At 61.3% G+C, this 25,363-nt stretch carries 25 protein-coding genes and 2 tRNA genes; 9 read left to right on the top strand and 18 right to left on the bottom strand.

The features are described from left to right. The first annotated feature begins 5 nt into the window (after positions 1–5). Positions 6–920 carry a tyrosine-type recombinase/integrase gene (locus B208_RS0108875; protein ID WP_018128824.1) on the top strand — a complete coding sequence of 305 codons (915 nt, stop codon included), beginning with the start codon at positions 6–8 and terminating at the stop codon, positions 918–920. A 2-nt stretch (positions 921–922) separates the two neighbouring features. Here the strand turns inward: B208_RS0108875 and B208_RS0108870 are convergent, their stop codons facing one another. Next, positions 923–1,117, bottom strand: coding sequence for a hypothetical protein (locus tag B208_RS0108870; protein WP_007976666.1), 195 nt, complete (start codon positions 1,115–1,117; stop codon positions 923–925). Positions 1,118–2,234: 1,117 nt separating this feature from the next. On the opposite strand from B208_RS0108870, the gene B208_RS24670 reads away from it, so the two are divergent. After that, complete coding sequence (locus tag B208_RS24670) at positions 2,235–3,134, top strand: hypothetical protein (RefSeq protein ID WP_232423760.1); 900 nt, start codon at positions 2,235–2,237, stop codon at positions 3,132–3,134. A gap of 186 nt (positions 3,135–3,320) precedes the next feature. On the opposite strand, the gene B208_RS0108850 is transcribed toward B208_RS24670, so the two are convergent. From B208_RS0108850 to B208_RS0108835, 4 genes are all read right to left on the bottom strand, one after another. Continuing rightward, the gene (locus B208_RS0108850; protein WP_007976674.1) at positions 3,321–4,376 is read right to left on the bottom strand and encodes an outer membrane protein assembly factor BamB family protein; all 1,056 of its coding nucleotides are present in this window, start codon (positions 4,374–4,376) and stop codon (positions 3,321–3,323) included. 454 nt (positions 4,377–4,830) lie between these two features. Beyond that, positions 4,831–5,223 carry a transcriptional regulator FilR1 domain-containing protein gene (locus B208_RS25185; protein ID WP_449404115.1) on the bottom strand — a complete coding sequence of 131 codons (393 nt, stop codon included), beginning with the start codon at positions 5,221–5,223 and terminating at the stop codon, positions 4,831–4,833. 287 nt (positions 5,224–5,510) lie between these two features. Continuing rightward, positions 5,511–5,582 (bottom strand) — tRNA-Thr (locus tag B208_RS0108840). Positions 5,583–5,633: 51 nt separating this feature from the next. Next, on the bottom strand, positions 5,634–6,275 hold the full coding sequence (locus tag B208_RS0108835) for a DUF7114 family protein (RefSeq protein WP_007976677.1): 642 nt from the start codon (positions 6,273–6,275) through the stop codon (positions 5,634–5,636). A gap of 59 nt (positions 6,276–6,334) precedes the next feature. Between B208_RS0108835 and B208_RS0108830 the strand changes: the two genes are divergently transcribed. Next, complete coding sequence (locus tag B208_RS0108830) at positions 6,335–7,033, top strand: enoyl-CoA hydratase/isomerase family protein (protein ID WP_007976678.1); 699 nt, start codon at positions 6,335–6,337, stop codon at positions 7,031–7,033. Between the two features lie 24 nt (positions 7,034–7,057). On the opposite strand, the gene B208_RS0108825 is transcribed toward B208_RS0108830, so the two are convergent. Next, entirely contained in the window at positions 7,058–7,852 is a 795-nt protein-coding gene (locus B208_RS0108825) for an NAD+ synthase (RefSeq protein WP_007976680.1), read from the bottom strand. Positions 7,853–8,062: 210 nt separating this feature from the next. Between B208_RS0108825 and B208_RS0108820 the strand changes: the two genes are divergently transcribed. Continuing rightward, a tRNA-Gly gene (locus B208_RS0108820) sits at positions 8,063–8,133 on the top strand. Between the two features lie 120 nt (positions 8,134–8,253). On the opposite strand, the gene B208_RS0108815 is transcribed toward B208_RS0108820, so the two are convergent. The 6 genes from B208_RS0108815 to B208_RS0108790 all read right to left on the bottom strand — a co-directional run bounded on the left by B208_RS0108815 (position 8,254) and on the right by B208_RS0108790 (position 14,583). Next, positions 8,254–9,411, bottom strand: coding sequence for a GAF domain-containing sensor histidine kinase (locus B208_RS0108815; protein WP_007976683.1), 1,158 nt, complete (start codon positions 9,409–9,411; stop codon positions 8,254–8,256). Positions 9,412–9,616: 205 nt separating this feature from the next. After that, complete coding sequence (locus B208_RS0108810; RefSeq protein WP_007976685.1) at positions 9,617–10,336, bottom strand: Nmad3 family putative nucleotide modification protein; 720 nt, start codon at positions 10,334–10,336, stop codon at positions 9,617–9,619. A gap of 35 nt (positions 10,337–10,371) precedes the next feature. Next, positions 10,372–10,665, bottom strand: coding sequence for a zinc ribbon domain-containing protein (locus tag B208_RS0108805; protein WP_232423759.1), 294 nt, complete (start codon positions 10,663–10,665; stop codon positions 10,372–10,374). Between the two features lie 73 nt (positions 10,666–10,738). Beyond that, on the bottom strand, positions 10,739–11,818 hold the full coding sequence (locus B208_RS0108800) for a PQQ-dependent sugar dehydrogenase (protein WP_007976689.1): 1,080 nt from the start codon (positions 11,816–11,818) through the stop codon (positions 10,739–10,741). Between the two features lie 39 nt (positions 11,819–11,857). Further along, the gene (locus tag B208_RS0108795) at positions 11,858–12,757 is read right to left on the bottom strand and encodes an acyltransferase (protein WP_007976691.1); all 900 of its coding nucleotides are present in this window, start codon (positions 12,755–12,757) and stop codon (positions 11,858–11,860) included. Positions 12,758–13,062: 305 nt separating this feature from the next. Further along, positions 13,063–14,583 (bottom strand): heme-binding protein, encoded by a 1,521-nt coding sequence (locus B208_RS0108790; RefSeq protein ID WP_007976693.1) that lies wholly within the window; start codon positions 14,581–14,583, stop codon positions 13,063–13,065. A 133-nt stretch (positions 14,584–14,716) separates the two neighbouring features. On the opposite strand from B208_RS0108790, the gene B208_RS0108785 reads away from it, so the two are divergent. Further along, positions 14,717–15,232 carry a PadR family transcriptional regulator gene (locus B208_RS0108785; RefSeq protein ID WP_007976695.1) on the top strand — a complete coding sequence of 172 codons (516 nt, stop codon included), beginning with the start codon at positions 14,717–14,719 and terminating at the stop codon, positions 15,230–15,232. Positions 15,233–15,319: 87 nt separating this feature from the next. On the opposite strand, the gene B208_RS24285 is transcribed toward B208_RS0108785, so the two are convergent. From B208_RS24285 to pyrH, 5 genes are all read right to left on the bottom strand, one after another. After that, entirely contained in the window at positions 15,320–15,481 is a 162-nt protein-coding gene (locus B208_RS24285; protein ID WP_007976696.1) for a hypothetical protein, read from the bottom strand. A gap of 151 nt (positions 15,482–15,632) precedes the next feature. Next, entirely contained in the window at positions 15,633–17,444 is a 1,812-nt protein-coding gene (locus B208_RS0108775; protein WP_007976698.1) for a site-2 protease family protein, read from the bottom strand. 72 nt (positions 17,445–17,516) lie between these two features. Next, positions 17,517–17,813 (bottom strand): hypothetical protein, encoded by a 297-nt coding sequence (locus tag B208_RS0108770; RefSeq protein WP_007976699.1) that lies wholly within the window; start codon positions 17,811–17,813, stop codon positions 17,517–17,519. A gap of 145 nt (positions 17,814–17,958) precedes the next feature. Continuing rightward, complete coding sequence (gene lysS, locus B208_RS0108765; protein WP_007976701.1) at positions 17,959–19,614, bottom strand: lysine--tRNA ligase; 1,656 nt, start codon at positions 19,612–19,614, stop codon at positions 17,959–17,961. Further along, the gene (gene pyrH, locus B208_RS0108760; RefSeq protein ID WP_007976704.1) at positions 19,611–20,330 is read right to left on the bottom strand and encodes a UMP kinase; all 720 of its coding nucleotides are present in this window, start codon (positions 20,328–20,330) and stop codon (positions 19,611–19,613) included. Before pyrH ends, lysS begins: the two co-directional genes overlap by 4 nt. A gap of 87 nt (positions 20,331–20,417) precedes the next feature. Here pyrH and B208_RS0108755 point away from each other — a divergent pair, with 87 nt between their 5' ends. From B208_RS0108755 to B208_RS0108735, 4 genes are all read left to right on the top strand, one after another. Further along, the gene (locus tag B208_RS0108755) at positions 20,418–21,215 is read left to right on the top strand and encodes a molybdopterin synthase (RefSeq protein WP_007976708.1); all 798 of its coding nucleotides are present in this window, start codon (positions 20,418–20,420) and stop codon (positions 21,213–21,215) included. Positions 21,216–21,458: 243 nt separating this feature from the next. Next, complete coding sequence (locus B208_RS0108750; protein ID WP_007976710.1) at positions 21,459–21,710, top strand: DUF7123 family protein; 252 nt, start codon at positions 21,459–21,461, stop codon at positions 21,708–21,710. Positions 21,711–22,237: 527 nt separating this feature from the next. Then, entirely contained in the window at positions 22,238–23,191 is a 954-nt protein-coding gene (locus B208_RS0108740; RefSeq protein ID WP_007976714.1) for an AEC family transporter, read from the top strand. A 34-nt stretch (positions 23,192–23,225) separates the two neighbouring features. Then, complete coding sequence (locus B208_RS0108735; protein WP_026177789.1) at positions 23,226–24,353, top strand: site-2 protease family protein; 1,128 nt, start codon at positions 23,226–23,228, stop codon at positions 24,351–24,353. Positions 24,354–24,479: 126 nt separating this feature from the next. Here B208_RS0108735 and thiL read toward each other — a convergent pair whose 3' ends face one another. Next, positions 24,480–25,355, bottom strand: coding sequence for a thiamine-phosphate kinase (gene thiL, locus B208_RS0108730; protein ID WP_007976718.1), 876 nt, complete (start codon positions 25,353–25,355; stop codon positions 24,480–24,482). Positions 25,356–25,363: the final 8 nt, after the last annotated feature.

Genomic DNA, 25,363 nt, shown 5'->3' with positions numbered 1-25,363 from the left:
CCTGGATGTCCTCGAACACGCCCCGGAACTACGACCCGCAACCGTCGGGAGCCGATATGCTCGACTGGCAGGACGGCGTCCTCCCGCTCATCAACGAGGGAACCGACCCCGCACGGAACAAGGCACTGTTCGCCGTCCAGTTCGAGGGCGGGTTCCGACCGCACTGCGAACTCTACGAAATGCGGGTCGGCGATGTCAAAGATACCGACTACGGTGTCGAAATCGAAGTGGACGGAAAGACCGGTGAGCGCTCCGTGACGATGATCCTCGCCTTGCCGTATCTGAACCGCTGGCTGGGTGACCATCATCCCTGTTCTGGCGACAAAGACGCCTACCTCTGGGTGAAGTCCAACGGCGAGCGGATGAGCTACGTCACTTTCCAGCGCTATTTCAAGCGCGCTGCCAAGCGTATCGGCCTCGATAAACCCGTTACGCCGAAGAACTTCCGCAAATCGAACGCGACGTGGCTCGCCAAACTCGGCAAGAACGAGTCGTTCATCGAGGATCGCCAGGGCCGCAAACGCGGCAGTGACGCCATCTCGCATTACGTCGCGATGTACGGCGAAGACCGCGCCCGCGAATACGCCGCGATGCACGGACAGGACGTCGAAACTGAGAATCCGCAGGACTACACGCCCATGACGTGCCCCCGATGCCGGCAGCAGACGCCCCGGGACAAGGACATCTGCATGTGGTGTAATCAAGCGCTCGACCACGATACCTACGAAGACCTCGCAGAGACCGAATCGACGGTCACAGACATGGCCCTCCATCTTTTCCAACAGGACGAGGAATTCCTCGAAGACGTTCTCACGCGGAAGGCGGTCACCAAGATGCTCCTCGAGGATGACGATTTCTTCGAACAGGCAGTCGATATCGCAGACGATCTCGATGTCGATGTTCCGGCGGCTATTGAGTAGCATCAGGGATCAGCCCTCCATTTGGCCACCAATTCGAGTTCTTCGGAGAGCGTTTCAAAGTCGTTGTCTGGCGTGTAGCGGTCGAGCAACGCCCACGCGCACGCTCGGGCAAACGGGTCGTAGCTTCCGCGGATGACGGCGAGGATTTTCGTACGGTTCTCTTCGATGTATTCGGTGGGGTCAACGTCGTAAGTCATGGCCGGGGTACCTCCTGTGCCGCTCGGCGGGTAGCGATAGGGCGGTGGGTCGTGCTTAGTTCGACGCCAGATTGGGAGGACGCCGTAGTCTGCCCCTGGTTTGGTATAAGAAAATACGCCTGAGTCTCGGGGAATCGTCGGCCACTGATGCCTCTGATAGAGATTTCAAGCCCTCGATGGGTCTGGGTTACGCGTTTCTTCGGTAACGGGATAGCTTTACAAAACGTGGTCGCCAAGATGTGCTTGCTCTGGGACATGGTCATGGACTTGTAATTTGGTCATGATGCAGGTGCCAGAGATGCTCGGTGCGCCCGCGAACGAGTGATTAGAGCCCACTAGCGTTCGCGTGATTCGCGCACCGTTGGCTTTCCGTCCGGAGCCGCACGTTTTCAATTCTCGAAGCCGTCAAACCGACGGTTCAACCGGTTGATGGTCGCCGAGACGCGATCTCTGACAGCTATGGTTACCCACTACGGTATATTATTTGCACCGGCGTTTACACCGTAAAAGCGTGTGAAACACTGGAAGTTCTGCATACAAGTGCTGGGGGCGTACGAGGAATTGGAATAATCAGTCTTGTTGATTCTTCTTTGCCTATTAGAGTAATCGCGTTAACTCGCCAGCGGGTATTTCGTTCACAACTTCGAGAGAATCTCCTGCAGTTTCGCACAGTAGCGGCGAGTGACTTGATTCTGAAGGGTGCGGGGTGCTGGATGAACTCTCTGTATTCAGCAGCGTTACTGAAATCTATCTCCGATTGAGGACTTCAACAAGGCCATTGCTAGTGAGGCGCGCGACTGTTCCATGTAACGTTCAATGAAGGCCACATCTGTGAAATTCTGGATTAGAATGCTGTCGAGCACGTCATCGAATATCATTAGACGATGTTCAGACATGATCTGGAAATAGTATTACGGGTTTCTTAAACGGCTTCTACTACTTGTTAGTTGGCAGACGTATTAGCGTATGTCGGTAGAGAGTACAGATTGACGGTGGGGTACTGTAGCAGTCCGAACCATAAGCTCAGCCGTGCTATATAATATCTACACTACTAGAATATCGTCAATTATTTATTTTCGAAACATTTAACTATTAATACTCAGATATTATAATTGTAATGCAAAGGAGAAAGTTCCTGAAACTTGTAGGTGCATCGGGCGCACTGTCGGCAATCCCAGCCGTCAGTAATGCTGAACCAGACGACCTCGAGAAATTCAAACGGATTGTTGAAAAGTCATCCAAAATCCGGGCCACTGCAGGCAAGGACGCCATGATGCGATGGCTAGAGAACCAGCCGGTGGATGCCCACTTCGAGAAATACAAGCTCCCGATTTCTCTCGGCCCGAAGGCAGAAAATATCGGGATGGAAAAAATTGAGGATGGCTCTATCATTATCGACATGGGTCTATATCAATCATATTATAATCCGTATGTCTCTGCCTTTATGGAGTTCTACTACGACCTCAAGCTCGACAGCTGGACGGCTCCCTACGGCTGTGGCACCGAAAAGGTTAGCTACGGCGATAACCCCAAGGACGCTGCCGCGATGACCTGGAACACCAACCATTACGAAGCCATCAGCTACGACCGATTCGAAGCAAGCAATGGCACCGAGTACGTCGAAACCTCTGATCCGTTCCAAACCGGCCAGCTCGGCTATGACACTGGGAAAATCGGGTTCCGAATCAACGACTACCAAGCCAGTGCCGACTGGATCGACATCGACGCACTCGATGTCTACTGCGAGACAGACTCGACACGAGTATATGCAGGCCAAGCATCGCTCTTCCTGACAGCGATCGGTGACTACGACCCAAGCGAACGTATCGTGAAAGGCGGGTATGTTCACACCTACGATGCCGGGTCGCCAACCGTTGGTGCGAGTCTCTCGATTCCCGCAGGCGCTAGCGTTTCGCTCACGGGCGCGAACGAGAATATCAAACAACGCTCGGTTATCCGCGACCGGAACGGTGACGAGATCGCGGTCACCGGCGACGAAGTAGAAACCGGCCCCTGAGAACCGACCGGGTCAACATTGCCGCTACCTTTTCTCTCGTCGAGACGGTGTGAAATATTCTTCACCCGGCGGGCGACGCGCGCTATGTACTCAGTGCAGACACCAGTGTGTCTGCAACGCACGTCGTGGAAGCAGGGACTCCCACCCCCTCGATTGTGAATTGTCAATAGAGCGACAAAGTGGGTATCACCGTAGTGAATACTGTTCCAGAAGAGCCCCGTCAGTTGCTGACTGCCGTGTGAGCAAGCCACTGGAATCCGGCGTGATCCAAGTGACTTGCCTGTCAGTTCCGCGCGAGTCGATGTGTCTTCCGGTCTCAGCGTTGATAGCGGTCAGTGTCGTCCCACCTGGGGCTGTGAACACCGTATCGCCCGCGATGACCGGCGGGCACGTACTCAGTGACTGGTCTGCGCGCCACTGTTGTTCACCGGTTGCGGGATTGATTCCGAGCAGTTCCTTGTTGGTCGATACGACAGCGATGGTCTCGCTGATTGCAGGTGCCCACACAGGTGGCTTGCTGACTCGCCATCGAACCTGGCCATCGCCGGGGCTAACGCCGACGGTCGCATCGCTCGTTGAGGCGACGACCGTGGTATCACTAGCAATCACAGGGGGGAACACCGTCTTCTCCATCGAGCGCGTCCAGCGTACATCGCCCGAGGCACGGTCAATTTTGACGAGTGCGTCGCGGTGCCCGATGTAGACTCCGTCTGGGCCGATTACTGGGCGGAGGTACGAGAGGGTTTTCCGCCAGTCAAATGATTGGTCGAAGGTCTGGCGCCACACGATGGTTCCATCTGCTGTGAGGCGGTACGATTCGCGGTCTGATTGGACGTAGATGTCATCAGCGACAGCGACCGAAGCGAGGTAGTTTCCGTCAAGTGCGTGTTCCCACGCCGGCTGCTTGGTTTTGCGGTCGAGAGCGTACAGTGTTGGTCTTTGCAGGTCGATCTCCGAGTCGAAGCCTTCTCCAAACGTGTCTCTTGGGACGAGGATGTGGGTGTTGGTTACTGCTGGGGCGGCGGCCATGCCGCCGGGGAGTGGGTGTGAAAACGCAATCTTATCATCGGCTTTGTCGAATCCGATGAGTTTCGACTGGGTGCTCACGAGGGCATGGTTTGGGGTTGTGACGATGGGGCTGGCGAACTGCGAGTCGATGGATTCGCTCCAGGAGACGTCGTCGATTTTGGAACCTATTATGGCGTCGAGTCGGGATGTGTTGTGTGCGTTCTCACCGGCCATTGCCCAACTCGCGGAGGCGGGTTTTTGCGAGTTGTCTGAACTTGTTCCCCTAATCACAGAGGAGGTGCAACCACTGAGTCCGACAGCTGTAGCGGTTAGTATGGCACGCCTCCCAAGCTTGTTTGTTCCGATTCCAGTTTTCATAATTCTTATAATATCTTGTAACTGTATATGTTTTATGGGTTTTAGTGAATCAACATATTACGTTTGGGTGGACTGGTGCTCGTCGAGGATCGGATGTTCATCACTATCGGGACATCACTGTACGAACTCACTTAGCCTTCGTCGAGGGCTTGAGAACGTACTTTTCTCCCTTGGGTATTCGGCATCCCGTTGCGAACGAGCAAAGACGTTTTGCTACATACGCGCCCTGTATTCAGCACGACCATTGAATCCTGTCGCCTGTCGAGAGTTCTAACAAGGTCCAAACCGTGATATGAGCGTGTTAGGATGCCTATCTCCTATTTAGATCAACTTCGGTAGCAGGACACGCGTCTGCACGATAGGATTCGTACAAATTCGTTCCCCATTTGACCAGCCTCTTATTCGAACTCACGATCATCGCAATGTGCTTTCCACTGCCAGCCTCGTTGTACGCTGCAACAGCGACTTTCCGATCGTCATAGATTCCGATTCCGAGTGTCTGAGACTCCTCCAGCACGAAAGGGTGGTAGTGACTGTATCGTTCACTCTGGACAGCGTATCGGGTACCTGTGTTGCTAGCCGCTTTCAGCGCTGTCGGCCGATCAAGGATTGCCTCTGACTCGATACCGAGTTCGAGCAACCCACGATATGCGTGGAAGAGAACGGGATTGTACACGGAACAGAGGCATCGAAACTGGCTGATGTTTCGGTCATACAGCTTCAGACACGTCGAAAGGACCGATGCAGGATTGCGGGGGTTTGAGACGACGAATTCTCAGACGTTCCGTTGCCTTCAGTATCCAGATGTAGCTGCCTGAAATGGTAGTCACAGAGTGCTCCGGGACCAACGGAGTGGACCGCGTCTTGCGGGCAGCGGGGCATCGAACAGCCACGACTCGGTGAACTGTCGCGGCTCATAGAACCACCTCCAGATGACCGTGGTGGTCACTGAGGGGGTTTATATACGCAGGATTTAACCATGTTACAGCAAGCCTAGGCCGGGATTTGAACCCGGGCTCTCGTCCTTACCAAGGACGCGCTTTACCGCTAAGCTACCCAGGCGCGGGTATTAATTTCTACACGCCGAACCGGGTTTAGGCGTTTCGATTCGCGTCAGGGGTCGGTGGCCGACGAGGTGGTTTCGTCGCGCCAGTTCGGCCGTCGTCCCGACAGTTTCGTCAGTATGTCCACTGCCTCGTCGAAGAGCATCTCCGTCGAGTCGCGGTACGCGACCGAGGTGGCGAGTCGCTCCGCGTACCGGCGGATACCCGTCGGGACTTCGCCGCCGGTCGCCGTCGTTCCGGCGACGATTGCGAGTTCGAACACGTCGGTTTCGAGTGCGTGGTCGTCACGGCGTTCGGTCTGGTCCCGGCCGAACGATTTGACGGTTCGAACCGCCGTGTCGGCCGCCTCCGTCCGGGCCAGCAGCGAAAATCCGCGAGAAACCATCACGTCCGCGGCCAAGATGGCGACGTTGCTCTCCGTGTATGGCTGTTCGCCGTCCCACGGCTCGTCGCGTGCGAGCGTCCGCGTGAGTCCCAATCCTTCGTAGATGAGTTGTACTCCGGCGGCACGACTTTCGACCTCGCCGGTGCTGGCACCGCTCTCGACTGCTCGCGCGCTCAGTAGCGTCAACACCCCCGGGACGACCGTCGATGACTCCAGTAGTCCGTCGATGTGGTCGCGGAGATGCGCTGGCGTGATGTCTCCGATAGCCTCGCGCGCAGCTCCGCGCGCCCGGACGGCCTCTTCCATTGTCGGGTCTTACGACGGAATCGCCAAAGACCTTTGGAAAGCGTCTCCAACGTGATGGTATGATTCGCGTCACGGACGACCCGAAAATTAGAATCGTTACCATCGACCGCCCGGAACGGCGGAACGCGCTCACCCTCGACGGGTTGGATGCTCTCTCCGAGGCGGTCCGGGAAGCGGCGCAACCGGTCGTCTACCTCCGTGGCGCGGGTACGGCCTTCTGCGCGGGCGCCGACCTCGACGTGGTGGCCGGATTGGACGACGAATCGGCGACGGAACTCGCTACCAGTGGACAACGCGTGGCGAACGACATCGAAGACGCAGAAAGCGTCGTCGTCGCCGGTATCGACGGCGCGGCACGCGGCGGCGGCGTCGAACTCGCGTTGGCCTGTGACGTGCGGGTCGCTACCCCCGACGCGACGTTCGCCGAACCGGGCGTTCGCCTCGGCATCTTCGGCGCGTGGGGCGGTACGACCCGCCTCCCGGAAATCGTTGGAATGGGCGACGCGCTCGACCTCGCACTCACCGGCCGCGTCGTGACCGCCGAGGACGCCCATCGGATGGGCCTCGTCTCCCGCGTCGTAGCGCAACCGCGGAAGGTGGCCGACCGTCTCGCCGCGAACGATCCGGACGCGCTCCGCGTCGTCAAAGGTCGCGTCCGCGACCGGTCGTCCACGGACGTTCAACTCGCCCGCGAAGCCGAGTCGTTCGGCGAGCTCGTCGCGGCGAACGCGGACGATATCGCGGCGCGGCGCGAGTAGCGGAAGAGCGGGTCTACACAGAGTCTACAGCGGATCAGGCGCTGGCGGGACGCCGCGTTTGTGCTCGCTTCGGTCGTACATTTCGCCGATGCGTCGAACGTCGTCCGCCGTCGCGCCCTCGACCTGTCGCGCGGTCGCCGAAACCGACAGCGGTCCGTCAACGTGCAGCGCCAGAATCGCGTCGAGCGTGTCGTAGTCGATGCCCAGTTCCTCCTCGTCGGTCTGTCCCGCCCACAGCCCCGCTGTCGCTTCCTTTTCGGCGAGTTCGTCCGGCGCGCCGACGTGCTTGGCGAGTTGGCGCACCTGTTGCTTGTAGAGGTTGCCGATGGGGTGACAGTCAACCGCGCCGTCGCCGTACTTCGTGAAGTAGCCCACCAGCGCCTCGGTTCGGTTGCCGGTTCCGAGGACGACCGACCCCTCGTGGTTGGCGACGAGGTAGTTCATCACCGCGCGGGTTCGGGCGCGGGCGTTGCCGACCGCCATGTGGTCGCCCTCGGCTTCCGAGTAGGCGTCGAGGAACGAGTCCACGATGGGGTTGATCTCGAACACGTCGTAGGTGATTCCGAGTTCCGACGCGACCCATTCGGCGTCGCTCATGTTGTCCTCCCGACTCACCGCGCCGGGCATGACGAGTCCGTGGAGGTTCTCCGTTCCCAGCGCCTCCGCCGCGAGGTAGGCCGTCAACGTGCTGTCGATACCGCCCGACAGGCCGAGGACCGCCGTCTCGGTTCCCGCGTCCGCCACCGTCTCGCGGATGAACGATACGATGTGGTCGCGGCGTGCGTCGAGTTCCTCGTCCGACAGTTCGAGGTCTATCATGTATGGCCGTAGGAACGCGGGCGACTAAAACCTCTCCTCCGTGTCGTATTTCTGGACGAACGTCCGAAACGCTACGTTGAAGTGAGCGCGGAATGAAGGGGAAAACGAAGCAACCGCTCGCTCTCGTTCGAATGGATTCAAACATGGGTCCAAGTGCACCGGTGGTGAGCAAATCCGACGGATTTGCGAATCACGGTGCGAATGCAATGAGCACCGGTGGTCTAGTGGCAGGACATAAGCTTCCCAAGCTTATAGCCCGGGTTCAACTCCCGGTCGGTGCATTCTGCGAGGAACGAACGTGACGAGCGGATGCGCTCACGGGCGTTGTGCACGCGAGTCGCAGCCGAGCGAAGCGAGGTCGTCTCGCCCAGTTCAACTCCCGGTCGGTGCATTCCACTCTTCTACACGTCGTCGATTTCGAATCGCACGCCGTCGTTCGTCCCGTCCGTTACCGCAATCGACCAGCCGTGGGCGTCGATAATCTCTCGGACGGTGCCGAGGCCCGTGTCGTCGTCTGTTCCGTTGGGGTGGAACACCTGCCCGTGTTCGTCGGTGGAGAGTCTGTGGCCGTCGTCCTCGAAGTAGAAGCCGGGGCGGTCGGGGAGCGTGCCGACGCGAATCGTCGCGCCGGTGTCGGCGTGTTCGACCGTGTTTCGAATCAGGTTTTCGAAGGCCCGTTGGAGGTGGCTGTGGCTCCCCACGACGGGTTCGAGTCCGTCCTCGACCTCCAACGTTATGGTGTCGTTCGCGGTGGTCACCCACGCGTCCACGACGACGTGTTCGAGGTCCACCGCGGTGGCGTCGATGTCGTTCGCTTCGGCGTCGGTGAGCGAACGCGCGTCGTCGATGAGTGCCTCGATTCGGTCGAGCGCGTCCTCGATGCCGTCGAGGTGCTCGGTGTCGTGTTCCTTGCGGGCGAACTCGACGTACGCTTGCGCGACGTGTATCGGGGTCCGGAGGTCGTGGGTGACGGTGGTTTCGAACTCCGCAAGGCGGTTTCTCCGTCGGGTGAGTTCCGCCTCGCGGCGGTCGCGTTCCAGTTCGTCGCCGATCCACTTCCCGATGAGCTCGACGAGCGTGATTTCCCACTGGGTGAACTCCTCGATGCGGTTCTGATTGTCGTAAAAGCAGACGGTGCCGTACACGTCGTCGTCGATAACGACCGGCGTTCCGATGTAGCAGCGGACGCCCATGTCGGTGAACCCGGCGCGGGACGTCATTTCCGGGGCTTCGGCGGCGATGTCGGCGAGGGCGACCGTTTGCCCGGTGTCGATGGTACGCTGACAGTTCGTCTCCGCCACGGGAACGACGTCTCCCGCTTCCGTCTCGTCCGTCGGGTCGTGGACGAATTCGAAGACGTACTCCTCCCCATCGACGGCGGAGAGGGCACAGAACTCCGTTCCGAGGACGTCGCGGCCGATTTCCAACAGCGCTTCGACCTTCCGTTCGAACGATCGTCCCGTGTCCGTGATGACGCGGTAGATGTCGGTCAGAACGGGGTCGTCCCGCTTCGAATCCGCTTCGAGTCCCGCGTGCTCGGTTCGCTTGTCCTTGTCCATGTTCCGGTGTCTCCGTCTGGTCGGTCGCTTGCGACCATCGTGCGGACCGACGGACTCGGTGCCGGTCGATGAATCGGTCCGGTCTCCGTTATGACCTCGTTCCCAGTATCACAATTTAAATATGATTGTTGAATTCTCTGTTCGGTCGTTTACATTCAACCGTCATAAAAGCACTCGCTTCGACCCGTACCGCTCTTCTGAGCCGTCAAAAACAGCGTTCGAAGGCGTCGTCGTGTCGAACGGCGAGCAGTTCCTCCGTCTCGTCGTCCCCGAATTTCATGGGTCGTCGCCACCACGGACCCTTTCCCGAATCGCTCGACAGTTCGGTTACGATTCGGTTCGCCGTCACTCCCGCTTCGGGGCTGCTCAACGGAACCGCCGTCTCGTAGAGTTCCGACCCGTCTTCGCGCCCCGCCACCAACACCTTCGCGTCGAACTCCTCGCGCTTCAGGTGGGCGTTGTTCTCGAACGTCGCCCGCGTCTCCGCCGGAAGTTCCGCGAACTCCGCGCCGGAAATCGGGTCCCGCGCCAGCCGAAACTGGCCGATGATGTACGTCCCCCACTCCGGTGCGATCCACTCGCGCTTTGGTTCCCCGGCCGTCGAGAGCGTCGCGTAGAAGAAGACGTAATCGCCCGCGGTCAGCGACAGCAGCGGTCGGGCCTTCACGCCGAAGGGGTCCCCGTAGGTGTAGCGTTCACAGCAGGGGTACTCCGCGAACTCCGGGTCGAGGTGAACGGGGAGTTCCCCCGCTCCGCTCGGCAGTTCGACGGTGGTGTCGAGGTCGGCGTACGTCGGAACGGAGCGAGCGGTCGGCTCCGATTCCGGTATCGGGAGGTACTCGAACCGCCCGTCCGGGAATATCGGGCCGCGGACGCCGGGTTGGTTCGTGTTAGCGGCGACGTTGATGGCGACGGCGCGAGGCATAGCTCACGGTGGGTGCGCGGCCGGGAAAAGCGTGACTACCACACGCCGAGCGGGCCGATACACTCCCGGCAGAACGTGTACTCGGTACCGTTTTCCGTACCGCAGTGTGGACAGACGCGTCTGTCCGAGTCACTTTCGTTGAACTCCTCGAGGATGCTCTCCCGATGGATGTCGTCGGGAACCCGCCCGTCCGGTCCGGATGGTGTGGACGCGAACAGCGGTGAATCGTCCTCACTCCGGAGATACCGGTAGATGAGGAGCTGTAGGCCTACGAACAGGACGACGTACAGGATTATCCACCCCCAGACGTTCATGGGATACCATGACATACGTCGCCATGCTACTTGGTAGCTTCGCACGACAGGATTCAGAAGTGTTTTCGAACTGAACGAACTGCGGCGGTTACGCCGGCTGAAGTTTGAGAATGCGGTCGTCCTGCGGTGCCGGGTTCGACGCGCGCCCGTCTTGGTTGCTCGTCATGACGTACAAGTCCCCGTTCGGTCCGGTGAAGGTGGTCCGGAGGCGGCCGTACTCCCCGTCGAGGAGTCGCTCCTGTTCGACCACGTTCCGCCCGTCGATTCGTACCCGGTGAAGGTGCGTATCGACGAGCGACCCGAAGAAGAAGTCGCCCTTCCACTGTGATATCGGACCGTCGTAAAACGTCGCTCCGCCGGGCGCGATGGTCGGCGTGTAGGTCGCAATCGGGTTCGCGTACTCGTCGCTCTTCCCGGTCACGTCGGGCCACCCGTAGTTGTTCCCCGCTTCGAGGACGTTGATTTCGTCGTTCACGTCGCGACCGTGTTCCGTGCTGTAGAGGGTCCCCTCGTCGAACGCCAACCCTTGCGGATTTCGATGACCGTAGGTGAACACCTCGTTGTCGAACGGATTCTCCGGGTGCGGCCGTCCGTCCAACGTCAGCCTGAGGACCTTCCCGGCCAACGAGTCCACGTCCTGTGCCCGTTGGCGGTCCGACGCGTCTCCGGTGGTGACGAACAGCGCGTCGTCGTGAATCAACAGTCGTCCACCGTCGTGGTTGGACGCCGCCGGAATTCCATCGAGAACGACCGTCTCCCGTTCGAACCCGTCGCTGACGCGGTGGCGGACGACCCGGTTTTGGAGCGTTCCTCCGGACTCGTAGGTCTGGTAGGTGTACGCCAGATTCTCGTTTTTCGGGTGGAACGCGAGGCCGAGCAATCCACCTTCGCCTGCGTGCGCGATTCGGTTCGTCATGTCGGCGATTATCTTGTGGTCGTTATCTCGAATCCGACGAATCCGTCCCGGCCGCTCGGTGAAATAGAGGTCGCCGTTCGACGAGAACGCGGCACCCCACGGCACTTCGAGGTTCATGGCGACCGTCTTCACACGCACCCCCCGTTCCCCGTTCGTGGTCGTCGCTCCCGTGGACCGGCCAGGGGAGTCAATACACCCGGCGAGTCCCGTGATACCGAGTGCCATCGATTGGAGGTACGTGCGGCGTCGCATACCTCACATGACGGATTGACAGGAGAAAAGCGATACGGGTTACTCCGACGAATCGAGGGGTCGCTGGAACTCGTCGAACGGTTCGAAGTCCTCCGGGAGTTCGTAGTCGATGCGCCGCGACTCCTTTTCCGTCGGCGGAACGTCGTCCAACGGAGCGGCCTCGTCCTCCCATCCCGGCTTGATTTTGATGCTCTTTGCGGGGGTGCCGACGGCGATGTGATGGGCGGGAATATCGCTCTGGACGACGGACCGCGCCCCGACGACGGCATCTTCGCCGACCTTCATACCGGCGCGCACCATCGCGTCGTAGGTCACACGCGCGTCGTCTTCGATTATCGTGTGGAAGTTCGTCACGTCCGTCTGGTCCACGATGTCGTGGTCGTGGCTGTAGATGTGCACGTTGTCGCTGATAGAACAGCGGTTCCCGATGGTCAACTTCCCGCGGTCGTCGAGGTGCACGTCGTCGTGGATGACCGTGTTGTCGCCGACGGAGATGTTGTGGCCGTAGGTCATCGTGACGCCCTTGAAGATTCGGAGGTTGTCGCCCGCCTCCTCGAAGAGGTGGTTGGCGAGCATCTCGCGGAATCGGAGGGCGAACTCGACGTTATCGGCCATCGGCGTCGCGTCGAACTGCCGCCAGAGCCACTGGAGGTGTTTGGACGTGCGGAACTTCTCCTCGTCCTTCTCGGCGTAGTATTCGCTCTCCAGCGTCGAGTTACAGGGGTCGTAGCTCTGGAGGCGCACGCGTTCGGCGTTCGACACCGGTTCGCCGTTCTGCCACGATTCGTAGGCGTCCCGGTCGCCGTGCAGGTCGATGAGCACCTCCTTTACCACCCTGCACGTGTCCTCGTCACTTGCGAGCCGTTCGTCCACTTCGTCGATGAACCCGCGTACGCCCGCCTCAGCGGACTCCGGGAGCGTGACGTGTCGCTTTGTCATAGGCTTATTTCACTCTCGATTTTCTTATCGCTTAATAACCCACCCGTGGGGAAGGGGGTTTTGGTTGCGGCGGCGAGTGCCCGCTCTTCGAATTTTCGATACGAACCGTGATTCGAAGGACGGTATCGAGTTCTTTGTGGCCCATCTCTGTCGCTCGGAACGTGGACCCATTCGTTCTCGCCCAACCTTCACACCTCGACCGACGAGCCGTTGACCGCCACCTTTCGGCTGAACTGGCGGGACGAACGTCAGTCGCCGGGCATCGACGTCGAGTCGGTGTAAAACGAAACCGGCGGTTCGCCCGCTTACGCCAGGAAGACGTGTCGCGGTCGGTCGGCCAGAACGTCACGACCCCAGCTAACCGTGTTCCTGAAGTCGTCGCTTCGGAAGAAGTCCATCGCGTCGTCCTTCGAGCGCCACTGGCTGGCGATGAACATGTCGTTTTCGTCCTCGTAGTTCGACAGCAGTTCGGAGTCGAAATGGCCGTCCATCTCGGCGAGCACTTCGCCGACGGTTCCGAACTTCTCGACGAAATCCTCGCGGTGTTCGGGCTTGACGGTGTAGAACATCCCCATCGTGCCGAAGCCGCTCTCTTCACCAGCGCGAGCGACGACTCCGGGGAGGTCGGCGAGGAAGCCGCCCGCCGTTTCGGCCGCGCTCTGGGTGTCCCAGATACTCACGACGGCGGCGCGCGAATCGCCCTCGTACACCGCCGTTTTGACGTGCGTGTCGTAGTGGTCGAAGTTCTTCCGGAGGCCGTCGACCTCCTCGAACAGTTCGTCCGCGTCGGCCTCGGAGTACAGCACGATGGAGTACACGTCCTCGCCGTGCGGCTGTCCGGCGTAGATGTCGAGGTCTTGGAGTTCGCCGCGGATGCCTTCGGCCTCCTCCTCATCCGTTCCGTGTGGGCTGTCCGCCCCGTCGTCACCGTGTCCGTGGCTTTCGCCGTGTTCGGCGTGTCCGTGTTCATGTTCGGTGTCCCCGTGACCGTGCTCGTGTCCGGCGGCCCCGTGTGCGCCACCGTGGGGGTGTGCGTCCTCGGGCGTCGGGATTTCTTCGCCCGCCATGAACGCGGGGAGGTCCTCCGGCGGGAAGCGCCGTCCGAAGGAGAACGACCCGAACTCCGCGAAGCGGGAACTCGCCTCGTCGAAGCGCATCTCGTACAGGATGTCCTTGATGTGCGTCGGGTCGTTGCTGAACAGGTCCACGCCCCACTCGTACTCCTCCATCCCGATGCTTCCGGTGATGATCTGGGTGACCTTTCCGGCGTAGGTTTTCCCGATTTCGCCGTGACTCGCCATCATCTCCGCGCGCTCGTCGTACGGCGTGTCGTACCAGTTCGCCTCCGGCAGGCGGCGCTTGCTCATCGGGTAGAAACAGACGAACTCCGCGTCCGGGATATCGGGATAGAGTTTGCTCGCCACGTAGCGGGCCATGCCGGTGTCTTCGATGTCCTCGGGCGCTTTCACCATCTCGTCGGAAGTGTAGCTCCCGACCTCGGTGACGGAGGTGTAGGAGTCGGTCCGCTCGGTGAAGTCCGCGAACTCGGTCCGCTCGAAGGCCCGTTCCGCCGTGTCGAGGGCCGCGACGGTCGGACGGAAGTGGAGTATCAGCAGGTCCGCCTCGTGGCCCATGATGCTGAACACGGCCGAGGAACCGTCCTCCGCGTCGGTGACGCTTTCGCGCGCTTGGAGAAACTCGACGCCATCCGCGAGTGCGGCTTCCCGGGTTCGTTCCGGTGCGTCTCGCCACGCGTCCCAGTCGATGGTTCGGAAGTCGTGAAGCGCATACCATCCTTCGCGGGTCGGTGGTACCTGTTTCGGCATACGTGGAGGTTGGGAGCCACCGGACAAGGAACTTTTGAGTTTGGGCCGTCCACAGTTCCGACCGTTGATAGTACTCCGGTAGCGGTCGCCCCGACCGAAAGCCTTTCAAAATCACGACTTAAATCCCCACCCGATGCGGAAAAGTGGCCCGCCGAAAGGCCTGATATCGTACCTCGTGCTCGAACTTCTAGACGAAAAACCACGGTACGGGTACGAGATACTGAAAGAAATACGCGAGATAAGCGGCGGCCACTGGGAACCGTCCTACGGGTCGGTGTATCCCATTCTCTACAAGTTCGAAGACAAGGGATGGACCGAACGAATCGAGCGTGAGGACGAATCGGACCGGAAATATTTCAAGCTGACCGACGAGGGACGCGACGAACTCGACGAGAAGCGCAAGGAAAGCGGAACGAAAGCCCGCGAGTTCGCCGACGTCATTCTCGGCTTCTATCACGTCTACGTCTCCTTTGCGACCGACGACCGGTTCGAAGTCGAAAGTCCCGAGGGGGAATGGCAGTTCGACGAGACCTTCAGTTCGTGGATTGTCGAGCAGATAATCCGCCACCACGAGCGCGACTTCGGCGACTTCGAGCGCATCCCCGACACGCCCGAGGACTTCTACGAGCGGATGGGCCTCGAAGACTGACCGGTCGGCGATTCGACGTTCGCCGCTCTCGTTTCTTCCCGTTCGTGTTTTTCGCCGATCTCGTCGCTTCTTGTCACCGACCGCCCTTCAGTCCGCGTGACTGCCGTCCGTCGATTTTTCGCCGCCGTCGATTGTCGGCGGCGTCTCCCCGAAGTACGACTGCAGTGCACCTTTCACGCCGAAGTAGACGGACGTGACGAGGATGAACCAGCCCCCGAACACGAATCCGAGCAGTTCCAGTAGCGACATGTCATCCTCAAGCGCGACGGGAACGGTAAATCCGACGATTGTCGCGCGGGTGAGAACGATCGAACGACGGAAAATTGACCCGACGGAAACAGGGACGAGAACAGACGGAAAACGGCGGACAAAAGAACCTGACTCGTCGGCGAATGTGCGATTAGCCCGACAGCAGGCGCGGCCCGAACACCATGAGGATGAGGCTGGCGAGCATGACCAGTCCGACCGTCGTCGTTATCATCGTGGTCACCTGCCGTCCCTGTTTCGTCGGGAGGCGCGAGACGATGGCTTCGGCACCCATGCGGAGGATGTGCCCGCCGTCGAGCGGGAACGCCGGGATGCAGTTGAAGAAGCCGAGGTTGAGGTTTATCCACCCCGTCCAGAACAGCACGTTCGCCAGCAGGAAGGTGCCGCCGCCGAGGGCCGACAGCGGTCCCTGTACGACGAAGAAATTGCTGTTCCAACCGACGAAGCCAGCGAAGTTGTAGCCGACCGGCATCGAGAGGCTGGCAAACGGGAGCAACAGCGTGCCCGCGATACCGAGCAGGAACGTCGTCACCGGTCCGCCGCCACCGCCGCCGCCGAACACGGAGATGAACTGCCCCGACACGAGGTCGTGGAACGTTCCCGCCGGGTAGAGTCGGGTTCCGAAACTGCTCACCGAGATTCCCGAGACGCCGGGCGAGACGAGGATGCCGACGATGGCCTTCCCGTTGTCGTTGTCCTTGAGCGTCACGTCGTAATCGTGTCGAACGTAGGTCCCGCTCTGGTTGACGTAGGCTTCGACGCTCACGGTCTGGCCCGCCTCGTACCCGTCGAGGGTGTCGCTCAACTCGCTGCTGTTGCCGATTCGGTTGTCGTTTATCGACGTGATGACGATGGCGTCCCCGGACTGCAAGTTCGTCTGACTGGCGATGGGACCGTCCATCTGCACGGTCGAGAGCGCCCCGACCGGACCGCTCACCTGCTGTCCGTCCACGGTCAGGGTGGCGATGTTTTCGTCCGCGAGTTGCCGACGCAGCGCGCGTTCGGTGTATACGGACTGTCCGTTGGCCGCCGTGATGTTTTCTCCCTTCTCCGCACCCGCCGCGAACGGAGAGCCCTGTGCGACGCCGGTGATGAGCAGGCTGCGCTGAATCGTGGTCTCGCGTTCCTCGCCGTCGCGGTTCAGCGTCACCGACACGGACCGACTCTGGATGTCGGCGAGTTTGTCGTTGAGGTCGCCGTTGCTCTCCACGGCCGTCCCGTTGACGGCGACGATTCGGTCGCCGCGCTGGACGTTCGCGGTGTCCGCCGCGGACCCCGGGAACACCCCGCCGACCGCCGCGCCCGAGGCGACGGAAATCGAGGCCATTACCGGGCCGAACAGGAGCAGGAAGGCGACGATGGTTATCGCGAAGTTGTTCGTCACGCCCGCCGCGAACATGCGGCTTTGACTTCCCCTGTCGGCGTCCTTTCTGCTCTCCTCGTCCGGTTCGACGAACGCGCCCACCGGGAGGAACGCGAGGAGCGCCAGTCCCATCGACCGGATTTCGATGTCCTCGACGCGGCAGAAGATGCCGTGGCCCCCCTCGTGGACCACGAGTCCGATGAGGAGGCCGAGCAGGATTTCGGGGGCGACCGACAGCGGCAGGAACTCGTTGACGCCCGGGATGACGAGCACGTTCCGGGGCTGAGTAACCGCCGACGGTGCGGGTGGATTTTGCACCACGACGATGGCCTGCACGACGAGCAGGAGGAAGGTCCCGACCATCACGACGAGCGCGATTCCGAGACCGAAGTTCCCCCACGCCCGCCAGAACCGTTTCGGCCGTGCGAGGCGGTCGATGAGTTTCTTTCCTCGTTGCGTGTGAAGGGTCAGCACCGGTCCCTGCATGCCGATATAGGAGGGCAGCATATCGTTCGCCCGTAGTCCAAGCAGGATGAACCAGTAGGCGGCGAGTCCGAGGAGGACCCAGAGGAGCGTATCCATTGGTGAAACGAAGGGGGCCGTCGCTCAAAGGCGTTTGGGAACGAACGTGAAAAAATTCCGGACGGTACTCCGTTATTCCGCAGTCTGCCAGTCTTCTTCGAGTTCCTGCTGCTCTTCGTCCGTACCGCTCCGTTTCTGCTGGAGCTTTCGGGCCGCGGCGAGTCCGGCGGCGGTGCCACCGAGGACGGCCGCGCGGCGGGCGAAGGTGTGGACTTTGCTGCCGCCCTTCGTCTCCTCGACGTCCGTCTCTTCCGCTTCCGTTGTTTCGGTTTCCGTTTCTGGTTCCTCGGCCGTCTCGACCTCGGATTCTTCGACGAGTTCGGTTCGCTTCAACGCTGGCTTCTCTAGATTGAGTTCTATCAGGGCCATGATATTATATCGGTTTAGTCGTTGACGTGATTGGTCGTCAATCCGACTCTACATTGTTTCGTACGACTGGGAGGTACTTTGTTATGTCCTTGTTAGTCGGACGTAATAGGTTACTACCTGCCAATCAACTTAACTCTGTTGGCAGCTAGCGTTCGCGTCGCAGACGCCCTAAGACGAACTCCTCGTCCAGATTCGAGAGGAACGGACCGAGTTTCGGACCCTGTTCCTCGCCGAAAAAGAGCTGATATCCCACGCCGAAGAAGTCGCCGATGTCGATGTCGTGGCGCTTTGCGGTCTCGTAGATTTCGCCCTGAATCTCCTCGCCGTCGTGGCCCGCTTCGATGAAATCCGCCAGTTCCGACAGCGCGGCGTCGGTCTCGGTATCGAGGTCCACGTTCGGCATCTCGGTTCGCTTCAGGTCGTAGTCGTACTCGTTGCCCGTTCGCTTCGCCCACGCCTCCGCCTGTTCGACGCGTGCGAGGGCGGCCTCGACGGCCCACTCCGGCGCGTCGTCCGGGATGTGGCCTTCGCGCCGCGCGATTTCCTCGCGGAGTTCGGGGTCGTCCGTCATACCCAAGATGGCGGCGAATGTGTACGGGATGCGAATCCGCTCTTCCCGCGGGTCCGCCACGACCATCGGGTACACCCGCTCGGCGAGCGCCTGCTCGCGCTCGTCGGCGTCCTCTTCGCCGAAGTAAATGCGCTCGAAGCGGTCGAACTCGTCCACCAGCAGGTCGAGGCGGCCGATGTCGAAGTCGCGCGCCTTGCTCGGGTCCTTGGTGAAGAAGTAACGCAACACCTCGGGTTCGAGCAGTTCCAGCACTTCCGAGACGAGCACGATGTTCCCTTCGGAGGAGGAAAACGGCTTCCCGTTCAGCGTGAACCACTCGTAGGTCATCGGCACCGGCGGTTCGAAGTCCATCACGTTGCGGGCGATGTCCTCGCCGCTCGGCCACGAGCCTTCAGCGTGGTCCTTTCCGAACGGTTCGAAGTCCACGCCGAGCGTCTTCCACTGGGCTGGCCACTCGAAGCGCCACGGGAGTTTCCCGTCGCGGAGGGTCGCCGTCCCTTCGTGTCCGCAGCCGTCGATAACGTTGTCGCCCGCCTTCAGGTCGGTGCAGACGTACTCGACGGTGCCCGCGTCCACGTCGAACGCCGTCACCGTCTCCGTCACCTTGCCACACTCCTCACAGATGGGGTTGAACGGGATGTACTCCTCGTCCACTTTGTCCTGATACTCCGCGAGCACCTCGCGCGCGGCCTCGGCGTTGTCGAGGAGGTCGCGCGTCACGTCCTCCAACTCCCCGGACGTGTACATCTCGGTGTTCGACATCACGTCGATGGGGACGCCCAGTAGGTCCGCGCTCTGCTGGATGAGGTTCGAGAAGTGCTTCCCGTAGGAGTCACAGCAGTCGAACGGGTCGGGGATGTCCGTGTACGGTTTTCCGAGATTGCGCCCGAGCGCTCCGGCGTTCACGTCGCCCAACTCGACGATGTTGCCGTCCAAGTCGGCGAGTTTCCGCGGGAGCTTTCGGAGCGGGTCGCGGTCGTCGGCGGTGAACACCTGTCGAACTTCGTGTCCCCTGTCGCGGAGCACTTCGGCGACGAAGTAGCCGCGCATAATCTCGTTGACGTTGCCCAGATGGGGAACGCCGGACGGAGAGATACCTCCCTTGATCGTGATGGGGTCCTCGGGGTCCCGCGCCTCGATTCGGTCGGCCACCTCGTCGGCCCAGAAGACGTGGTGGTTTTCCTCGTCCACCTCGTCGCGGTCGTCGGTCGGTGCCGTCCCGGCGCTCATTCTTGTACCCAGTAGGTCATCTCGTCTTCCGCTCCCTCGGGGATGATGTCCGTACCGGTGTGGTCCCCGTTGAGGACGGCATCGGCGATTCGCTCCGGTTCAGTTCCGTCGAGGACGATGGTTCGAACGCCGGAGCGCCCGATGAGTTTCGCGGCCAGCAGGTCCACGGGTGCGGAACTGCCCGCGGTCATCTCGAGGTCGGCGATGACGTCCACGAGTTCGCTCGCGGAGAGTTCGTCGTACTTCGTCGCGTCCGCAACCTCGTTCGGGTCGTCGCTGTACACGCCGTTCACGCTCGTCGCGTAGACGAGCAGGTCGGCGTTGGTGTACTCGGCCAGCGCGGCGCTCACGGCGTCCGTCGTTTGACCGGGCATCACTCCGCCCATGACGGCGATGTCGCCGCGATGCATCGCGGTCCCCGCCTCTTCGTACGTCTCGGCCGGACTCGGCGCGGCTTGCTCGCCGAGCGCCGCGATGAGCAAGCGAGCGTTGAGTCGCGTCACGTCGATTCCGATATCGTCCAGTTCTATCTCGTTCGCGCCGAGGTTCCGCGCGGTTCCGATGTACTCTCGGGCGACGCCGCCGCCCCCGACGACCGCGCCGATAGTACACCCCTCCGTTGCGAGCGATTCGATGACTTCGGCGTGTCCGCGCACTCGTTGGGACTCCAGGTCCGGCGCGAGCACACTACCGCCGATAGAAACGACCACCTTCATGCTATCGCCGTCTTACCCGGACGCGGCCTTAAGCGTTCTCAACTTCCGACCGAAGGCTAAAAGCGACTCGCTCCCGCCTGTACGTTCATGAAGGTAGTGGGTGTCGTCGGCGACGAGGCGGATGCCGTCGCCGACCGACTTGCCGACCGATTCGCGGACCGAGGAAGAGTGGGAGCCGTCCAGCACGAATCGCACGACTCGGAGGTTCCCGAGCCATCGGACGCTTCGAGCGCCGAGACCGCGTTCGAACTCGATGCCGACGGCTGGCGAGCACGCGGGGAAGACAAATCCGTGACCGACGTTCTCGATACGCTCGCACCGACACACGATTACGCCGTCGTCACCGGATTTCCGAACGCCGACCTGCCGACCGTCGTCCTCGGCGATGCGGACCACGCGGGAACGACCCTCGTCCGCGCGGACGGTTCCGCGGAACTCGACGTCGAAGCGGTCGTGGACGAACTCGAAGCGACCGAACCCTACGAGACGCTCGAATCGCTGGTCGCGCGGGCGAAACGCGACCCGAAGGCGGAGCGCTCGGGTGCCATCGCCACGTTCACCGGACGCGTTCGGGCGAAGGACTCGGACGACGACACGCCGACCGAATTCCTCGACTTCGAGATGTACGAGGGCGTCGCGGACGCCAAGTTGGACGCGATTCGCTCCGACCTCGAAGCGCGAAACGGCGTTTTTCGGGTTCTCATGCACCACCGAACCGGTCGTATCGACTATGGTGAAGACATCGTGTTCGTCGTCGTGCTGGCCGGGCACCGCGACGAGGCGTTTCGGACCGTCGAGGACGGCATCAATCGGTTGAAAGCCGAGGTACCGATTTTCAAAAAAGAGGTGACGCTCGACGAGCAGTTCTGGGTTCACGAGCGATAACGGCGGAAAATTGTCCCTATTCTGTCCACTTTCCTCCCTTTCGGGTAGCGATCTCTCTTCTCGGAAATAAAACGCGAGAAGCGATTTTAAACATTTAGAAGCGATTAGAGGCGTCCGTAAAACGTCGTTTTTACCCGCGTTCACGCTACTTTGCGTTCAATTCTCCTAAAGATTCCCGAAACTACCCTAAGCTTCCTCCCTTTATAACATATCCCCGCTCCATGGTGAAACCGGAGTCAGCACATGAGCGCTACCACCCAAGCCGCCACCGAAAGCCCTGAACCGGAATCCAAGGAAGCCCGCCTCAAGCAGTACCTCTGCGAGAAAGCGAGCGATGGCGAGCTCTACTTCAAGAGCAAGTTCATCGCGGACGAAGTCGGCCTCTCCTCCAAGGAGATCGGCGCGCTGATGGTCAAACTGACCGACTGTGCCGAACTCGAAGTCGAGAAGTGGTCGTACACGAGCGCGACCACGTGGCGCATCGCTCCCGCGTAACTTCGGCTCGCCGCTCCCCGCGTGCGCCCCGCAATCTCTGACCGCCCTCCGAATCTCACACCCACGACCCCCGACCTGAATCAACCCCGAACTCCACCACAGCCACACCCTCCACCCCAGAACACCCGTCACAACGACGCTCCGTCACCCCACATCGCAACCTGCTCAAAAACCCCGCACCCCCGAAACACTCCACACCCGCCGAATCGCTCCCCGAACTCGCAACCTCCCCCACCGTCCCCCGAACCGATTGCCCCTCGGTTCACGACCTGAAACGGTCCCCGTCCGCTGTCCCGAGTCTGCCACGCACGCCCTCCCTCTTACTCGTCCCCTTCACCCCGCTCTCCTTCTCACTCGTCCCCTTCACCCCGCTCTCCTCCGTTCCCTGCATTCCCTCCCGCCCGTTCCGTTCTCGTCATCTCTCCTCGTTATCTTCCCCCTGCCGCCCCTCGATGTTCCACCTCTTGCCGCCTCCCGCTTTTCCGCCTTCGACGCTTTTGTAGTCGCTCGCTGTTTTCGTTCGACCAGTGTCACTCCTCTCCGCGTTGACGTCCGCGATTTTGCCAGTTCTCGCCGTTGCCGCCGTCGGATTTCTCCTCGGAACCGTGCGCGACATCGAGGTGAGCGCCCTCGGAACGGTCACGATTTACGTTTTGACGCCCGCGCTGGTGTTCCACAGCCTCACGACCTCCTCGCTCGGCGGGGAAACGGTGCTCACGCTCGCCGCGGGTGTGTTGGTCTTCACGGTCGGCATGGCCGTCGTCGCGGAACTGGTCGGCCGTGCGCTCGGCGAGACGGAACCCGTTCTCGGCGCACTCGTCCTGTCGAGCACGTTCCCCAACGCGGGTAACTACGGGATTCCGCTCTCGCAGTTCGCCTTCGATGGCGTCGGGCGGAGTACCGCGATTCTCTACATCGCCGCCCAGTCGGTCTTGACCTACACCCTCGGCGTCTACATCGCTTCGCGCGGCGACGAAACCTCGAACCTCGCCGCCGTTCGGGAGGTGTTCAAACTTCCGCTCGTCTACGCCGTCCTCGCGGCCGGGGTCGTCCGGTTCCTCGGCGTCGTCCCGCCCGCCGACTCGGCGATGATGAGCACGCTGAAACTGACCGGCGACGCCGCGATTCCCATCATGTTGCTCATGCTCGGGATTCAACTGGCGAACACCGATTCGGGGGCGGCCGTGGCACGCGTCGGCGTTTCGAACGTCTTGAAGCTCGTCGTGGCCCCGGTCTTTGCCGTCGGCGTGGTCTACCTGCTCGGGTTTTCGGACGTCACCGTCGCACGCGTGTTCGTCCTCGAATGTGCGATGCCCGCCGCCGTGACGCCGCTCATTCTCTGCATCGAATACGACCACGGGTCGAGCGGGGGGCTTTCCGGCCCGGAGTACGTAAGCACCGCCATCTTCGTGAGCACGCTCGCGAGCGTCCCGGTCCTGACGCTCCTCATCGCCGTCCTGCAGTCCGGCACCGTCGTCTAGGGGTTTATACCCATTCGTTCCGTAGTAGGACCGAATGGCTTCAACGGAGCCGCCCGAGGCAGGCCCCTCGCTAGAACGGTTACGCTCGGTGTTTCGGGTGTACGACGTTCGAGCTGATGGCGAGCAGTTGGTTTATTACGGGGAACCCCTCGTCACCCAAGAGCGGCTTATGCAGACCGTCTGGCCGCTCTTTCGTGAACAGGGATACGAGGTCTCGCTTTCGACGCGGATGGGTGAGTACGTCCTCGTCGCCGAACCCGTGCACCTCGGCCCGAACGGAGTTCCGTGGAAGAACGTCGTCCTGTTTCTCGCCACCGTTCTCTCGACGCTGTGGGCGGGGACGCTGTGGTACCACGTCAATCCCGTCTCGAACCCGGTCGGGGCCGTGATGACCGCGTGGCCGTTCACGTTCGCCGTCATGGGCGTGCTCGGGACTCACGAACTGGGTCACTACGTCATGAGTCGCTACCACGGCGTGGAAGCGAGTCTCCCGTATTTCATCCCCGTTCCGCTTTCTATCATCGGAACGATGGGTGCCGTCATCCGGATGAAGGGCCAGATGCCCAACCGAAAGGCGCTCTTCGACATCGGCGTCGCCGGCCCCATCGCGGGCCTCGTTGCGACCGTCGTCGTCACCGCGGTCGGTTTGACGCTCGACCCCGTGACCGTCCCGCAGTCGGTCATCAACAGCGCGAACACCATGGAAGTGCAGTTCGGCTACCCGCCCCTGCTCAAGGGCATCGCCGCCGTGATGGGGCAACCGCTCACCTTCGCCGACCCGTCGCGGTCGGTCAATCCGGTCGTCATCGGCGGGTGGGTCGGCATGTTCGTCACCTTCCTCAACCTCATCCCGGTCGGCCAACTCGACGGTGGCCACATCGTTCGCGCGATGATCGGCGAGCGCCAGGAAAGTATCGCGGCCCTCGTCCCCGCGATGCTGTTCGGCCTCGCCGCCTACGTCTTCTACGTCCTCGACGTGAGCAACGCGACCGTGCTGTGGGTCATCTGGGGCTTCCTGTCGATGTTCTTCGCGTACGTCGGCCCGGCGAACCCCGTCAACGAGGACGGCCTCGATGCAAAACGGATGGCGATCGGAATCCTGACCTTCATCGTCGGAGTCCTCTGTTTCACGCCGGTTCCCATCGAGATAATCGGTCCGTAGACTGAAGCAGATAATCGGTCCGTAGACTGAAGCAGATAATCGGTCCGTAGACTGAAGCAGATAATCGGTCCGTAGACTGAAGCAGATAATCGGTCCGTAGACCGAATTACCCGATGACTGAATCGTTCACTCCCCGTGCGTGTAGCCGCGGTCGGGAAGCGCCTCGTCGTCCAGTTGAATCCCGTCCTCCGTCACCGACCCGACGACGGAAATCGGCGTCGGCGATGCCTCCCGCGCGTCCTCTACGGTCGCCTTCGGCACGGTGAACACCAGTTCGAAATCCTCGCCGAAAAAGAGGCTCAAGTCGCGCTCGTCGTCGGCGTCAGTTGCGACTTCCCGGACGCTCTCCGCGACGGGAATCGATTCGCCGTCGAGCTCGAACCCGCACTCGCTCGCCTCCGCGAGTTGGTGAACCGAGCGAGCGAGACCGTCGCTCGAATCCATCATCGCGGTTGCGAACGGTGCGAGCGCTCGTCCGGCGGCCACCCGCGGTTCGAACCGGAACAGTTCGTTCGCCCGCTCGATTTCTCCCGCTTCGAACAGTCGGAGCGCCGCCCCGCTCCGTCCGAGCGTGCCGGTTACGCACAGCGCGTCTCCCGGTTTCGCACCCGAGCGTAACACCGGGTCGTCGGTTTCCCCGAGCACCGTCGTCGACGCCGTGAACTCCTCGAAGGTGTCGAGGTCGCCGCCGACGTACCGCGCGCCGACCGACTCGCACACGTCGCTCGCACCCGCGACGAACGACTCGAGGTCGTCGGGGTCGAACTCCGGTGCGGCGTAGACGGCGACGCTCGCGACTGCGTTCGCACCCATCGCGGCAACGTCGGAGAGCGAGGCACCGACCGACCGCCAGCCAGCGGTGTACCGCGTCGTCCCGTCGGGGAAATCCGTCGTCTCGTGGAGCATGTCCGTCGTCAGCACGTGTCCATCGATGACTGCTGCGTCGTCCCCCGCGTCGGAGAGGGTTCCTTCGAGCAGACGGAGCGCGGCCCGTTCGTCCATACCCGACG

It is taken from the genome of Haladaptatus paucihalophilus DX253, from assembly GCF_000376445.1.
Taxonomy (GTDB): domain Archaea; phylum Halobacteriota; class Halobacteria; order Halobacteriales; family Haladaptataceae; genus Haladaptatus; species Haladaptatus paucihalophilus.
The sequence above is the reverse complement of the archived record's forward strand: the minus strand, read 5'-3'. Positions and strand labels throughout refer to the sequence as shown.